Raw genomic sequence first — 13,671 nt, forward strand, 5'->3', positions numbered from 1 at the left:
ACCAATGACCGAAATCACCTAAAAGGTTTTCGTAACGTAGAAGAAACCTGCATCACTGTCAACGGTTTGCCGGGTATGATGCCGATTGACCAGGAAGTGTCAGGCGAAAGGGTTTTCGGGAGTGACGACGAGACGTGCGACCATAACCGACGTTGCCGCCCTTGCCGGCGTCTCCGTCGCGACGGCGTCCAAGGCGCTCAACGGCCGCGACGACGTCCGCGCCACCACCAGGCAACTGGTCATCGACGCCGCCGCCCAGCTCAGCTTCCAACCGAATGTGCTGGCCCAAGGCCTGCTCAGCGGGCAGACGCGCACCGTCGGGCTGCTCACGAGCGACATGGTCGGCCGGTTCGGCATCCCGGTCCTCCTAGGAGCGGAAAACGCTTTCGGAGCCGGGGAGATGGCGGTGCTCCTCTGCGACGCCCGGGGCGACGCGATCCGGGAGCAGCACTACATCCGCACCCTGCTATCCCGCCGGGTCGACGGCCTCATCGTCGTCGGCGAGAGCACCGACCCCCGCCCGTCCATCACCAAGGACGTGCCGGTTCCGGTGGTGTACGCCTACGCGCCCTCAGACGACCCCGCGGACGTGTCGTTCGTCCCCGACGACGAAGGCGGCGCGCGGCTGGCCGTCCGCCACCTGATCGCGACCGGGCGGACCCGCATCGCCCACATCACCGGCCCCACCACTTACAAGGCCGCCACCGACCGGGCCGAGGGCGTGCGCGAGACGCTGGCGGAGGCCGGTCTGGAACAGGTCGGCGAGACCCTCTCCGGCGCCTGGTCCCAGCGCTGGGGCCGGCTCGCGGCCGACATGCTGCTGCTGAACGACCCCCAGATCGACGCCGTGTTCTGCGGCAACGACCAGATCGCCGCCGGCTTCATCGAGGCCGCCAGGGAACGCGGCCGGCGGGTGCCTGACGACATCGCGGTCGTCGGCTACGACAACTGGGAGGTGCTGTCGGAGGAGACCCGGCCCACCCTCACCACGATCGACCCCGACCTGGAGCGCCTCGGCCACACCGCCGCCCAGCACCTGTTCGCCGCCATCGACGGCAAGGCCACCCCGGGCGTGCACAGCATGCCCACCCGGCTGGTCATCCGCGACTCCACCGCGCCCGGGATTCCTGACACGCCCTGGCAGGTATCGCGAGGAGGATCTGAGGCATGACCACGATCGCGAAACTGATCGCAGTGAACATCGACTGCGCCGAACCCAAGACCCTCGCCGAGTTCTACGCCCAGATTTTCGGCTTCGAGGTCCAGCACTCCCAGGACGAGTACAGCGCCATCGGCGACGGCACCACGACCCTCTACTTCCAGCGGGTCGCCGAGCGGACCCCGGCCCCGTGGCCGGGGCCGGGCAAGCAGTTCCACTTCGACGTCCGGGTGCCCGACGTCGCCAAGGCGGTCGAGGAGTATCTCGCGCTGGGCGCCACCAAGCCCGACTTCCAGCCGGGCGGCGACCACTGGACGGTGATCGCCGACCCCGAAGGGCACCTGATCGACGTCTGCCCGGAACGTTAGAGCCGCTCGATGATGGTGACGTTGGCCTGACCGCCGCCCTCGCACATCGTCTGCAGGCCGTAGCGACCGCCGGTGCGCTCCAGCTCGTGCAGGAGCTTGGTCATCAGGATCGCGCCGGTGCCGCCCAGCGGGTGACCCAGGGCGATCGCGCCGCCGTTCGGGTTGGTCTTGTCGGGGTCGGCGTCGAGCTCCTTCATCCACGCCATCGGGACCGGCGCGAACGCCTCGTTGATCTCGACCACGTCGATGTCGCCGATGCTCAGCCCGGCCCGCTTCAGCGCCTTCTTCGTCGCCGGGATCGGCGCGGTCAGCATGTAGACCGGGTCGTCGCCGGTGAGCGCCAGGGTGACGACGCGGGCCCTGGGGGTCAGGCCGTGGTCGCGTACGGCCTGCTCCGAGGCCACCAGGAGCGCGCCGGCGCCGTCGGAGATCTGCGAGGAGGTCGCGGCCGTGATCCGGCCGCCCTCGCGCAGCAGCTTCAGCGAGGCCATCTTCTCCAGTGTCGTGTCGGGGCGGGGGCCCTCGTCGTCCTCGACGCCGTTGACCGGCACGATCTGGTCTCTGAAGTAGCCGTTGGCGACGGCCTTGGCGGCGCGCTGGTGGCTCTCGTAGGCGTAGCGGTCCATGTCCTCGCGGGAGAGGCCCCACTTCTCGGCCATCAGCTCGGCGCCCCGGAACTGGGAGATCTCCTGCATGCCGTAGCGCTCGACCCACTTCTCGCCGAACGGGAACGGCATGCCCTTCTCCAGGGCCGCCGTGATGCTGGACCCCATCGGGACGATCGACATCGACTCGACCCCGGCCGCGACCACCAGGTCCTGCGTACCGGACATGACACCCTGGGCGGCGAAGTGGATCGACTGCTGCGACGACCCGCACTGCCGGTCGATCGTGACACCCGCCACGCTCTCGGGCAGCCCCGCGCTCAGCCACGCGTTCCGCGCGATGTCCATGGACTGCGGCCCGAACTGCATGACGCAGCCCATGATCACGTCGTCGACGGCGGACGGGTCGACGCCGGTCCGGTCGATCAGCTCCTTCAGCGGATACGCGGCCAGATCGACCGGATGGACGGCCGACAACCCGCCCTTCTTCCTGCCGACGGGAGTACGAACCGCACCGACGATGTACGCCTCTGCCACGATGGCCTCCACCTGTGTCACGAAACCGAGCAACATTCGGTCGTTACTTCGGAGGCTACAACAGTCGCTTCCTAGACGCTCCCGGGCGGCAGCAGATCGGCGGGCTCGAAGACCTGGAATCCCCAATGGTCGACCACAGGACCGTCAAGGGCGGTCCCGAGGGCCAGGGCGACATTGCCGGGATCGAGCATCCGGGCGTCACCGTCGAGCTCCTCGGTGGCGGTGACGGCGATCCTGACGACCTCGGTGGCATAAGGCATGAGCCCGGCGACGGCGGCGGGGAAACGGTGCACCGGGGTCACCGAGACCCGGAAGCCGGCGGCCTCATAGACGCCGTCGGAGGACCAGCGCGACTTCCGCGTGTCGGCGGCGGACGCTTCGTCTGATTCGGCACCGGCCTCGGCTTCGTCCGCGTCCGCACCGGCTACGGCCTCGCCTGATTCGTCCCCGCCACCGGTCACGGCTTCGCCTGACTCGGCTCCGGCGTCGGTGCCGTCAGAGTCCGCCTGCGCACCGGCCACGGCTTCGCCCGGCTCGGCTCCGGCGTCGGTCGCGCTCTCGCCCGGCTCGGCTCCGGCGTCGGTCGCGGCCTTTTCGGACTCGCTCTCGGCGGCATCGGTCGTGTCCCCGGCTTCCGCCGCGGCGCTCCCGGAGATTTCGGATACGTCGTCAGCGGCGGCGCTTTCCGCGCGACCGTCGGCGGTCTCCGGAGAGGTGTCCTCCTCCGTGCCGAGGATCTTCTCCAGGGCCGGGGTCAGCTCCGACTCCTCGACCGCCGGGAGGTAGACCACGTACTCCAGCTCGACGTCCTCGGCCGGGTCGTCGGCCGAGCCCTCGCACAGGCAGTAGCCGCCCAGGCGGTAGGCCAGCCCGGCCGCCAGCAGCTTGTCGTAGTAGTCGACCGGCAGCGGGCGCTCCGCCACCACACGGTGCGCCCAGAGCTTCTCCTCGCCGTCGAGGCCGAGCTTCTTCTGGAGGTCGGGGGTGAGCTCGACGGCGTCGTGGATGCGGGTCGCGGCGGCCAGCACGTCGGCGCCGTCGATTTCGGCCTGCGGGTCGGCCAGCCGGACGATCTCCAGGATCGCCTCGGGCTTGGTCTTGGCAGGCACCACGACCGTGGGGCCGGTGCGAAGACGGCCAGGCAGCAGCAGATTGGAGAGAAGACCCATGTGCCCCTCCTTACGTAGAAGTCAGGACGAGGCTAGGCCGGTCCCTGTCATCGTCGCGTAAACGATGACATTGTCTACGTAGTGACGGGTGGTGCGGTTGTATGTTCCGCCACATGTGATCAATCTGAGTTCGGCCATGTCGCTGTCGCCGTAGACCCGCTCGGTCGGGAACGTCGTCTTGTCGGCCTGCTCGATGCCGCCGACGGTGTAGATCGCGACGGTGCCGTCCTGCCGGATCACTTCGATGGTGTCGCCGTAACGCAGTTCGGCCAGCCGGTTGAAAACGGCCGGGGAGGTCGCGGTGTCGCGGTGCCCCACCAGGGTCGCCGGCCCGGCAGAACCGGGGGTCGGTCCGCCCCGATACCAGCCGACCAGGTTGGTGTTGGCCAGCGGCGGCGGCTCGATCGCACCGGTCTTGTCGAGACCCACCGAACGCACCGGCGCGTCGATGTTCAGCCGCTTGACGATCAGTCGCTTGGGCGACGACGGCTGGCTCATGGGGGCGATGGGCGTGAGCGGCGGCAGCGGCGCCGGCGCCTCCGGAACGGCCTGCGGAAGCTCGGGACCGCCACCCCGGCCCACCTCGGGCAGCATGCCGCCGGCGACCTTGAGGTTGACCCGGTCGGGCTCGCTGTACTCCTCCGGGTTGCCCAGGATGAACACGAGGCCGAGCCCGACCGTCAGGAGACCGGCGACCGCGGCGATGATCAGCACCAGCCGTACGAGCTGAGTGCCGTTCTTCCCCTCAGGCTCCGGCTGCGGAGCCGGAACCTGCTGGTAGTAGACGTAGCCCTGCGGCGGCTGGTTCGGATCCTGCGGGTAGTAGCCGGTCACCGGCGCCTCATCCCTGCTGCGGCCGTCGCCGGGAGCGCAGCATCAGTCCGCCGACGCCGGCCGCGAGCACGATCGCCGAGCCGGTCAGCACGAACAGCCGCCCGTCGGGGCCGAGCATGCCGCCGCCACCGGTCGCCACGCCGCCGTCGGGCGTCTCGACCTGGTCGTCGGGCACGTCGGCCGTGGCGGTCTCGGTCACCGTCTTGGTGGTCCGGGGCGTCGGGGAGGTGGAGGTGGAAGGACTCGGGGAGGAGCTCGACGAAGGGCTGGGCGAAGGGCTGCTGCTGGTGCCCGTGACGCTCAGGGTCGCGCTCGCCGGCGTCGGCAGCGGGGCCGTGGTCGGCAGGGAGCACACGAACTTGGCGGCCTCGGTGGTGCCGTTCATCAGCCGGATCGTGAAGTTCTTGGCGGTCAGGACGAGCTGTGTCGTCCCGGTCGAGGGGGTGATCGTGGCCGTGGGGGTCGGCAGTGCCGGGAGCGCGCCGCCGACGGAGATCGGTGCCGCCGGGGCCACGGAGGCCGAGGGCGTCACCGTGGCGATGGCCGCAGCGCTGCCGTTGCCCTTGATCTCGATCTCGGCGGCCACCTGGATCGAGTGGGTCGTCTCCAGGGCCACCGGCGCCGGGGGAAGCGCGGTGCCGCTCAGCGCGACGGTCGCGTTGAACCCGGTGGCGATGGTCGCGGCCGTCACCGAGGAGTTCAGGGCCACGGTCACGTCATAGTCGACGTCGGTTCCCTCGACCCCGGCCAGCCAGGGCTTGCAGATGTAGTTCACCGTCTTCGTGTCGGCGGTGGCGCTGCTGAGCAGGGGACCGAGACCAAGAAGAAGACCAGCACTGACCACACCGGCGGCGGCGGCCTTGGTAGCGATGCGTCGCCGTGCCTTGTACTTCAGCACTGACTCTCTCCGTTTCAGATTCGATGACCGTTTCATGGCGGATGGGGAGATCCTAGGGACAAAGCCTGGGAGAAGGCAGAGATAACCCCAACTCTGACGATAATCAGTAAAGATTTCGTCAAGACACCACGCGTCTCCTGAGCATCAGGCCTCCCACCATCGCGGCCAGCGTGACGGTGCCTCCGGCCAGCACCAACACCCGTCCGTCGGGCCCGAGAGACCCTCCTCCACCGGTCGCGACACCCCCGTCGGGGGTCTCGACCTGAGCGGTGACGGTCGCGGTCGCGGTGCGGGTGGAGCGGTCGACCGGCGTGGGCGCGGTCACCGTGGCGGTGGCGGTCACCGTGCCCCTGGGGGTCGGCGTGCCGCTGCTGCTCGGAGTGTGGCTCGGGGTCGAACTGGGGGTCGTGGACGACGTGGGGGTCGGGGACGGAACGACAGTGATCTTCAGCGCGACCGGGGTGGCCGTGTCGGGGAGGACGCAGTTGTAGAGGACGGAGTCGGTGGTGGCTCCCGAGGGCCTGACCCGCACCGCGAACTCACGGGCGGACACCTCGAACACCCCGGTCGCCGTGGGCGTGACGACCCCCACGAGCGGCGGGATCGGCCAGACGGTCGCCCCCTGGGTGACGGCCGCGTTGACCGTCACCGTGGCGTTGGCGGTCGCCCCGGCGTACACCGAAGGCTCGTCGTCCGACCCGCTGGGGGTCTGGCTCGGCGTCAGGCTTGGAGTCTGGCTGGGCGTTTGGCTCGGGGTCTGGCTGGGAGTCTCGCTGGGGGTCGTACTGGGGGTCTGGCTGCTCGACCCGCTGGGCGTCGCGCTCGGGGTCTGGCTGGGGGTGGTGCTCGGTGTGGTGCTCGGTGTGGGGGTCGAGCCGTCGAGGGCCGGGCCGGTGGCGCGCAGCACGCCCTGGGCGGCGACCTGGTCTCCCACGGCCAGCGGGGTCGGCAGGCTCAGGACGGGCCCGCCGCTGGCCGTCGGCGTCCCGGGGACCATGCTCCAGACGACCGAGACGGGCGCGCTCGGGGTCGGCTGGTCGGGCGCGCCCAGGATCACCCGTACCTGGTAGGGCGCCGACGACGTCTCGGCGCCCTTGAAGCAGTCGTAGGTCGTCGTGCCGTCGCTGTTCCCGGCCAGCGCGGGGAGGCCGAGTAACAGCAGGGCGGCGGCGGCCCCGGCGCCCGCTCCGCGCGCGGCGAAACGGGCACGAGTCTTCAGCATCCTCATCGCTTGCCCCCGGATACGCCGTCTATCAGCGGACCTCGGTCAGGGTCGCGTAGACGACGATGTTGTCGGTGTAGTGATGGGTCTTCGAATTGTAGGCACCACCACAGGTGATCAACCGAAGGCTTGAGGTGATGGTGTTCCCGTAGACGCGCTTGGTCGGGAAGGCCTTCTTGCTGACCTGCTCGACGCCGTCGACGGTGAAGACCGCCAGTTTACCGTCCGCCCGCAGGATGCTGATCTTGTTGCCGCGCTTGATGTCCCGCAGCCTGCTGAACACCGCCGCGCCCGACCGGGTGTTGACGTGACCGAGGATGACGGCCGGGCCCTGGTCGCCGGGGGCGGGCCCGAACCTGTACCAGGCGGTCTCCTTGGGCTTGGCCAGCGACGGGGTCGCGATCTCGCCCTTCTTCGTCACGCCGACGGTGCCGATCTTGGCCCGGTTGACGCCGACGGCCGGAATGCTGATCTTCAGCGGGCGCGACGACTTGGGCGCGGTCACCTTCGGCGCCGAACTCGCCTTCGCGGCGGGCTTCGGGATCTCGACGTTGACGCCCACCCCGTTCGCCTGCGCCACGACCTGCGGCGACAGGGTCAGCGGGGCGACCGGCTGGGTGGCCGGCCCGGGCGGCGGCGCCGTCGGGTCGGCCGCGGTCAGCGGAACCCCGGGGCCACCCGGGCCCACGGTCGGCGGGATGACGTAGGAGTTGCCGGCGGCCTGGATGTTGACCTCGTCGGCCGGCTCCTCGATCGCCGGGGTCGGCGAGAGCACCATCAGCAGGCCGGCCATGATCGCCGCGATCCCGCTGAAGGAGCCGCCGACCAGCAGCGCCGTGAGGGTGCGCTTGGACATGCCGCCGGGCGGGGGCGCCTGCGCGGGGACCTGGACGACGGGCACGACCTGACCGGAGGGCGTACCGGCAACCGGAACCGCACCCACCGGAACACCGGCACCCGGAGCACCAGCGCCGGAAGCCGGACCCTGAGCACCAGCAGCCTGCCCGCCGGGAAGAGCAGCACCGGGCACACCGGCAGCCGGAACCCCAGCGCCGGGAACACCGGCGCCCGGAACCTGGCTCACCGGCACCATCACGACGGGCACCATGCCCGGAGGCACCGACCCGCTCGGGACCATGACCACGCCACCCGGCGCGACCGCGCCGGGCACGTCACCACCGGAGACCGGAGCCCCAGAGGCCGGAGCCGCGGCATCCTGAGCCCCCGAAGCCTGAGCGTCCGAAGCCTGCGCCTCGGAAGCCGCCGAGCCATCGGCGTCGGCCGAGGTCTTGGGCTCGATGGGCATGGCCGGCTTGTCGCCGCTGTCGCCCTTCACGAGCTTGTGCCCGGTCGCCTTCAGCAGCCGGTCGTACGGGTGCTGCACGATCGCCCCGGGAGAGGCCGGCTTCGACTGCTCGTCCTCCGGCTCGGGGTCGGGCGTCGGATAGGGGTTGCGCTTGTCCGTCATCACCGCTCCCCGGCGTGGGCCGCGCGCCTGCGCAGCAGCTTGAGTCCGCTGACCATGCCGCCCATCAGCAGCAGCGCACCGACCGCCAGCACCGCGGCGCCGGGGTTCGACCGTTCGGGCGCCTCACCGGTCTGCGCGCCGCCCAGCGGCGTGATGGCCACCTGCGCCACGGTCGGGGTCGAGGTCAGCGTCACGGTCGTGGTGGCCGTGGGGGTCGGGGTGCCCTGCACGATCACCGACACCAGCGGCGTGAAGTTCTCCTGCGGGGTCGGCGGCCTGCTCACGTTGCCGGAAGGGCTCGGCGAGCCGCTCGGTGAAGTCGAGGGCGTCGTCGACGGGGTGGTCGACGGCGTGGTCGACGGGGTGCCCGAGGGGGTCTGCGACGGGTCGCCGGACGGGTCGGGCGACGGGGACTGCGAGGTGCCGCCGCCGGTCACCGTCAGCGGGATGAGCGGGAACTTCGGCTCGGGGCTGCAGACCGTGCGGTAGGGCGAGGCGTTGAGGTTGTCGGCCGTGTTGGCGTACACCTTCCAGGCGTCGACGCGGGCGAACTTGTCCTGGGTCTGGTTCTTGATCTTCACGGTGTACTTGCCGTAGGGCAGGTCGGTGGCCGCGGTGAACTTCTCCAGCACCCGGCGCTCGCCGGCCACCTGCCAGTAGGCGTTGTAGCGCTCGGAGGCCTCGTCGGGCGGGTTGCCCTGGTCGGTGACGAGCGTGAACTCGCTCATGTCGTTCTTCTTGTCGCCGAAGAGGTCGACGCCGGTGCCGACGAAGGTGAAGGTCGCCTCGTCGCCCTCGTTCTTGGCCTCGCGGAGGTCCTGCTCGTAGTGCGTCTTGCCGAAGTAGGCCAGCGGGTCGTTGACGTGGTTCCAGCCCGGCCCGTACCAGTGCGAGAAGTCGCCGACCGGCTGGAAGTCGTTGTTCCAGGTCGACTCGACGTCGGCGAGGTCGAGGATGATCGGCCCGACCTCGATCGACCCGGAGCCGGCCCGCTCGGCGGTCGCCAGGCCCGGCGAGACCAGCCCCAGCGACAGCGGCTTGCCCGTGCGCAGGTCGTCGGCCGGGACCAGGCGGGTGCCGGTCGAGTCGATCGCGCCCTGGCCGGTCCACACGCCGTGCGCCTTCACGCGGGCGGTGACCGCGAGGTGGCCGCCCTTGTCGTGGTTGGGGTTCAGCGGGTCGGGGACCTTCACGCTGCGCTGCGCGTCACCGAGTTGCCAGTTGATGACGAGCTGCTGCCCGACCGTCAGTTCCTTGGAGGACAGAGAGATCGACGCCGCGATCGTCTGGTTGTCGGCCAGTGGGCCGACACACTTGAAGTAGTAGGGACCTTCTGCCGAACCCTGGCTGGTGCCGGGGAAGACGATCAGTGCGCCAGCAGTGGCAATTCCCACCGCTCCCAGGGCGGCCCACCGCCGACGCGTCCGTTCCCACCGCATTGCACACACTCCGATATCGCGGCATACCAAACCGAAGGTAGATCTTATGGGGTTAAGGAAGGTGATTGGTGGGAACGTGGCGCACTTGTGATGCGCCCCCCAGCATGTTCCGAGAAGTAACAGAATAGTATTCTGCTAGTCATGGAGCGAACCCTCTTCGAGGAGGAGCACGAGCTCTTCCGTGACACCGTCCGCGACTTCATGAGCCGCGAAGTCATCCCGAACCACGCGCAATGGGAGAAGGACGGCATCGTCCCCCGCGAGATCTGGAAGAAGGCCGGCGACCTGGGCATGTTCGCCATGTCGGTCCCCGAGGAACACGGCGGCATCGGGATCACCGACTTCCGGTTCAACGTGGTGGTCATCGAGGAGATCATCCGCGCCGGGGCCAGCGGCCTGGGCTTCGGCCTGCACAACGACGTGATGGCGCCCTACTTCGTCGACCTGACCAACGACGAGCAGAAGGCCCGCTGGCTGCCGGGCTTCGTGAGCGGGGAGCTGATCACCGCCATCGCGATGACCGAACCGGGCGCGGGCAGCGACCTCCAGGGCATCCGGACCACCGCCGAGAAGGACGGCGACGACTACGTCCTGAACGGCCAGAAGACCTTCATCACCAACGGCATCAACTCCGACCTGGTGGTCGTGGTGGCCAAGACCGACCCGGCGGCCGGGGCGCGCGGCACCACGCTGTTCGTGGTCGAGCGCGGCATGCCCGGTTTCGAGCGGGGCCGCAACCTCGACAAGGTCGGCCTCAAGGCGCAGGACACCGCCGAGTTGTTCTTCGAGAACGTCCGGGTCCCGGCCGCCAACCGGCTCGGGCCCGCCGACGGCCAGGGGTTCTTCCAGCTCATGGGCAACCTGCCGCAGGAACGCCTGTCGATCGCGGTGGTGGCGGTCGCCGCCGCCGAGGCCGTGCTGGAGACGACGATCGACTACTGCCGCAACCGCCAGGCGTTCGGCCGGAATCTGGGCAGTTTCCAGAACACCCGGTTCGTGCTGGCCGAACTGGTCACCGAGGTCGAGATCGCCCGCCTGTTCGTCGACACCTGCGTGACCGCGCTCAACGCCGGGACGCTGACCCCGGTCGACGCCGCCAAGGCCAAGTGGTGGACCACCGAACTGCAGAACAAGGTCATCGACCGCTGCCTGCAACTCCACGGCGGCTACGGCTACATGACCGAGTACCCGGTGGCCAAGGCCTGGCTCGACGCCCGCGTCCAGACCATCTACGGCGGCACCACCGAGATCATGAAGGAGATCATCGGCAGATCATTCGGGTTCTGAACCGATCAAAAGCGGCGGTAAAGCTTCATACTGGCCCCATGGAAATCACCGGGCTGATCCTGCTGGTCTTCCTGGCGTTCCTGGCGGCGTGGCTGCTGAACAAGGTGCGCCGGTTCTTCCGGCTGGGCGCCGTCGCCTACGGCGGCGTAATGATCGTCTTCATCATCGCCATGCTCCTGATCTGGGGCCAGACCATCCGATGAGACCCGCCTTCGATCCGGCTCTGCCGCCCGCCGACCGGGCGCTCATGGCCGCCTCACCCGAGTTCCTCCACCCGGTCCCCGGCCGCCCCCGCTGGGGCGGCCGGATCGGCGCCGACGCCTGGGCCGCGCTGCTGTCGGCCTCGTTGTGGGGGTTCCTGCCCGTCGTGATCGGCCGCCTCCACGGCCGGTGGTGGTTCCCGCTCGGCGCGACCCTCCAGGTCGTCCAGCTCATGATCTGGTTCTTTTACGGCTTCGCCCCCGCCTTCACCATGAGCCTCGCGGTCGAGGCGGTGGCATTCCTCGTCCTGCTCGCCCTGTCGGGCGAATCGCCCGTCGCCGGACTGGCCCGCGAACACCAGGGCCGCTACATCGCCGACCTGCACCTCCGCGACGCCGAGTTGCTGGAGCGCACCCAGAAGGCGGTCGCCGCCGTGCTCGAATCGAGCGTCAACCGGGCCGGCCTGCTCGACGACATCGCCAACAGCGTCACCCTCCCCCGCCAGGAGTGGGAGATCGCCGAGACCCTCGCCGAGATGACCCGGCTGCGCCGCGAACAGCGGGCGGCCCGCGAGGGCAGGGTCACCGACCGCATCAGAGACATGCTCGACGCCCACCAGAACGCCATGCAGGTGGCCACCGACTCGCTGACCGAGCGGATCGAGGCGCTGGAGGACTACGCCCTGCGGGTGCTGGCCGCCGACGACGCCTACCAGGAGTGGCAGACCCTCCAGGACCTGGCCGACGACGGCGACGCCTACACCGAACTCCTGGCCCGGACCGTCCGCGACCGCCTGGCCACCGAGGAGATCGACGCGCTGACCGAGAAGGCCGCCAAGGTGGAGGCGGCGCTGCGCCAGAGCGTGCGCGACGCCCGCAAGGCCGGCCTGGTCCTGCTGCCGAAGGCGGGCTGACATGCCCAAGGTCTCCCCCAGGGCCCGCCGCCTCTACGTCCGCGTCCCGGTGTGGGCCAACGCGCTCGGCGGCGTCCTCCTGGTCACCCAGGTGATCACCGGCATCTCCCTGGCCGCGAACTCGGGCGCCACCCCTGCCGCGCTCCCCGACCGGCCCCCACCCCCGACTCCGGTCACCGCGATCACCGCCACAGCCGAACCGACCCCCACCCCGACGCCGACGCCGACCCCGACGCCCTCCCCCACGCCGGCGGTCGACCGCATCCCCGAAGGCACCGTCGTCCGCCTCAGGACATACTCCGGCACCCCCTCGCAGGTGGTCGGCGAGGTCCGCGACCGCAAGGCCCGCCTCCGCTACGCCGAACTCGGCAAGCCCTGGAAACCCGCCAAGGGCCGGCCGGAGGGCCCGTTCTCCGACGGCCGCTACTCCACCCGCCAGACCTTCGTCACCGAGGAGTACGGCCCCGACCTGGACAACGAGTGGTTCGCCGACATCGACGCCCAGCGCCTGTGGAGCGACCTCGACGCCGGCGACAGCCCTTACGACGCCGCCGTCGCGATGCTCGACTACAAGCAGGCCAACAACTTCCCCCGCGGCACCAAGGGCAAGGACGTCGCCTCGCAGCGGGTGCGCGACGGCTGGCTGGTGGCCCGCGAGATGCGCATGCCCCCCAGCGAACTCGGGCGCAAGGCCGAGTTGGAGCTGGCCGTCGCCATCGCGGTGGAGACCGGCGCCGACCGCCCCTCGGTCGTCTGGATCACCATCCCGGAGACCCACAAACGCCTGTGGCCCGACATCTCGACGGTCGTCAGTTCGCTGCGCGTGCTCCGATGAGGAGCATCTGCGCCACCAGCTCGGGGTCGTCGGTCATCGGGACGTGCCCGCAGTCGGGCAGCAGGTGCACCCGCTTCTGCGCCCACCGGCCGGCCCTGACCGCCTGCCGCTTCGGCATCAGGCGGTCTTTGTCCCCCCAGGCGATCGTGATCGGCACCTTCGGCGGCGCGGGCGGCGGCATCCAGTAGAAGGCGTCGAGCGTCTCGAAGAAGCCGGGCGCCTCCTTCAGCGCCTGCCATCCGGCGTGGAGCACCTCGTCGGACACCCGTTCGGGATGGGCGACGACCAGCCCCAGGCCCTTCCGGCTGATCGGCCCCGCCCGCATCACCTTGAGGACACTGCGGAGCCAGAGCAGCTCGGTACGTGACCAGAACCCGGCCGGGGAGATCGCGGTGGCCGTGCGGCAGACCCCGCGCGAGGCCATGTCGAGGGCGAGGTAGCCGCCGAGGGAATTGCCCGCGACGTGGGGTTCCTCGATGCCGAGGTCGTGCCAGAAGGCCTCGACGGCGTAGGCCAGCGACTCGGCGGTGGAGATCGTGCCCGGCGGCAGGGGCGGGGAGGCGCCGAACCCGGGCAGGTCGACGGCGATCACGTCATGGTGCCGCGCGAGCAGGCCGATGACCGGCTGCCAGGCCTGCCAGTGGTGCCCGATCCCGTGCATCAGCACCAGGGGCGGGCCGGCTCCCGTGCGGCGGTAGACCAGCTCCATGGGTTCGAGTCAAACACCGAAACCAGG

Annotated in this window: 14 protein-coding genes; 6 read left to right on the forward strand and 8 right to left on the reverse strand. The window is 70.1% G+C overall.

Going from position 1 to position 13,671, the window contains the following annotated elements; genetic code table 11:
- Nucleotides 1-121 precede the first annotated feature (121 nt).
- Nucleotides 122-1,171, forward strand: coding sequence for a LacI family DNA-binding transcriptional regulator (locus AW273_RS03780; protein ID WP_062345104.1), 1,050 nt, complete (start codon nt 122-124; stop codon nt 1,169-1,171).
- On the forward strand, nt 1,168-1,527 hold the full coding sequence (locus AW273_RS03785; RefSeq protein WP_062345106.1) for a VOC family protein: 360 nt from the start codon (nt 1,168-1,170) through the stop codon (nt 1,525-1,527). The genes AW273_RS03780 and AW273_RS03785 overlap by 4 nt, the downstream gene beginning before the upstream one ends.
- On the opposite strand, the gene AW273_RS03790 is transcribed toward AW273_RS03785, so the two are convergent.
- The 7 genes from AW273_RS03790 to AW273_RS03825 form a co-directional block, all read right to left on the reverse strand.
- Nucleotides 1,524-2,669, reverse strand: coding sequence for an acetyl-CoA C-acetyltransferase (locus tag AW273_RS03790; RefSeq protein WP_062345462.1), 1,146 nt, complete (start codon nt 2,667-2,669; stop codon nt 1,524-1,526). The genes AW273_RS03785 and AW273_RS03790 overlap by 4 nt on opposite strands.
- 71 nt (nt 2,670-2,740) lie before the next feature.
- Nucleotides 2,741-3,838, reverse strand: a complete 1,098-nt coding sequence (locus AW273_RS03795) for a prolipoprotein diacylglyceryl transferase (protein WP_062345108.1) — start codon at nt 3,836-3,838, stop codon at nt 2,741-2,743.
- Between the two features lie 21 nt (nt 3,839-3,859).
- Nucleotides 3,860-4,672 (reverse strand): class F sortase, encoded by an 813-nt coding sequence (locus AW273_RS03800; RefSeq protein WP_083949471.1) that lies wholly within the window; start codon nt 4,670-4,672, stop codon nt 3,860-3,862.
- Between the two features lie 7 nt (nt 4,673-4,679).
- A complete protein-coding gene (locus AW273_RS03805) occupies nt 4,680-5,570 on the reverse strand; it encodes a hypothetical protein (protein WP_157555539.1) in 891 nt (296 codons plus the stop codon).
- Nucleotides 5,571-5,688: 118 nt separating this feature from the next.
- Nucleotides 5,689-6,792 carry a RodZ family helix-turn-helix domain-containing protein gene (locus AW273_RS36930; RefSeq protein ID WP_157555540.1) on the reverse strand — a complete coding sequence of 368 codons (1,104 nt, stop codon included), beginning with the start codon at nt 6,790-6,792 and terminating at the stop codon, nt 5,689-5,691.
- Between the two features lie 31 nt (nt 6,793-6,823).
- Complete coding sequence (locus tag AW273_RS36935) at nt 6,824-8,260, reverse strand: class F sortase (protein WP_157555541.1); 1,437 nt, start codon at nt 8,258-8,260, stop codon at nt 6,824-6,826.
- Nucleotides 8,260-9,654: a hypothetical protein gene (locus AW273_RS03825; protein WP_062345118.1), complete on the reverse strand. Its 1,395-nt coding sequence runs from the start codon at nt 9,652-9,654 to the stop codon at nt 8,260-8,262. Before AW273_RS03825 ends, AW273_RS36935 begins: the two co-directional genes overlap by 1 nt.
- 186 nt (nt 9,655-9,840) lie before the next feature.
- On the opposite strand from AW273_RS03825, the gene AW273_RS03830 reads away from it, so the two are divergent.
- The 4 genes from AW273_RS03830 to AW273_RS03840 are packed head-to-tail and all read left to right on the forward strand — an operon-like array spanning nt 9,841 to nt 12,935.
- On the forward strand, nt 9,841-10,986 hold the full coding sequence (locus AW273_RS03830) for an acyl-CoA dehydrogenase family protein (RefSeq protein ID WP_062345121.1): 1,146 nt from the start codon (nt 9,841-9,843) through the stop codon (nt 10,984-10,986).
- Nucleotides 10,987-11,024: 38 nt separating this feature from the next.
- The gene (locus AW273_RS37745) at nt 11,025-11,189 is read left to right on the forward strand and encodes a hypothetical protein (RefSeq protein WP_169806356.1); all 165 of its coding nucleotides are present in this window, start codon (nt 11,025-11,027) and stop codon (nt 11,187-11,189) included.
- Nucleotides 11,186-12,100 carry a hypothetical protein gene (locus AW273_RS03835; protein ID WP_062345123.1) on the forward strand — a complete coding sequence of 305 codons (915 nt, stop codon included), beginning with the start codon at nt 11,186-11,188 and terminating at the stop codon, nt 12,098-12,100. The genes AW273_RS37745 and AW273_RS03835 overlap by 4 nt, the downstream gene beginning before the upstream one ends.
- 1 nt (nt 12,101) lies before the next feature.
- Nucleotides 12,102-12,935 carry a hypothetical protein gene (locus AW273_RS03840; RefSeq protein ID WP_062345125.1) on the forward strand — a complete coding sequence of 278 codons (834 nt, stop codon included), beginning with the start codon at nt 12,102-12,104 and terminating at the stop codon, nt 12,933-12,935.
- On the opposite strand, the gene AW273_RS03845 is transcribed toward AW273_RS03840, so the two are convergent.
- Nucleotides 12,910-13,644, reverse strand: coding sequence for an alpha/beta fold hydrolase (locus tag AW273_RS03845; protein WP_062345127.1), 735 nt, complete (start codon nt 13,642-13,644; stop codon nt 12,910-12,912). The genes AW273_RS03840 and AW273_RS03845 overlap by 26 nt on opposite strands.
- Between the last annotated feature and the right edge of the window lie 27 nt (nt 13,645-13,671).

This window comes from Herbidospora yilanensis (genome assembly GCF_001570565.1).
Classification (GTDB): domain Bacteria; phylum Actinomycetota; class Actinomycetes; order Streptosporangiales; family Streptosporangiaceae; genus Herbidospora; species Herbidospora yilanensis.

What these genes read in the sequence shown, in the direction of transcription:
- AW273_RS03785 (WP_062345106.1), top strand. Translation starts at nt 1,168, where the DNA reads ATGACCACGATCGCGAAACTGATCGCAGTGAACATCGACTGCGCCGAA.
- AW273_RS03795 (WP_062345108.1), bottom strand. Translation starts at nt 3,838, where the DNA reads ATGGGTCTTCTCTCCAATCTGCTGCTGCCTGGCCGTCTTCGCACCGGC.
- AW273_RS36930 (WP_157555540.1), bottom strand. Translation starts at nt 6,792, where the DNA reads ATGCTGAAGACTCGTGCCCGTTTCGCCGCGCGCGGAGCGGGCGCCGGG.
- AW273_RS36935 (WP_157555541.1), bottom strand. Translation starts at nt 8,260, where the DNA reads ATGACGGACAAGCGCAACCCCTATCCGACGCCCGACCCCGAGCCGGAG.
- AW273_RS03830 (WP_062345121.1), top strand. Translation starts at nt 9,841, where the DNA reads ATGGAGCGAACCCTCTTCGAGGAGGAGCACGAGCTCTTCCGTGACACC.
- AW273_RS37745 (WP_169806356.1), top strand. Translation starts at nt 11,025, where the DNA reads ATGGAAATCACCGGGCTGATCCTGCTGGTCTTCCTGGCGTTCCTGGCG.
- AW273_RS03835 (WP_062345123.1), top strand. Translation starts at nt 11,186, where the DNA reads ATGAGACCCGCCTTCGATCCGGCTCTGCCGCCCGCCGACCGGGCGCTC.
- AW273_RS03840 (WP_062345125.1), top strand. Translation starts at nt 12,102, where the DNA reads ATGCCCAAGGTCTCCCCCAGGGCCCGCCGCCTCTACGTCCGCGTCCCG.
- AW273_RS03845 (WP_062345127.1), bottom strand. Translation starts at nt 13,644, where the DNA reads ATGGAGCTGGTCTACCGCCGCACGGGAGCCGGCCCGCCCCTGGTGCTG.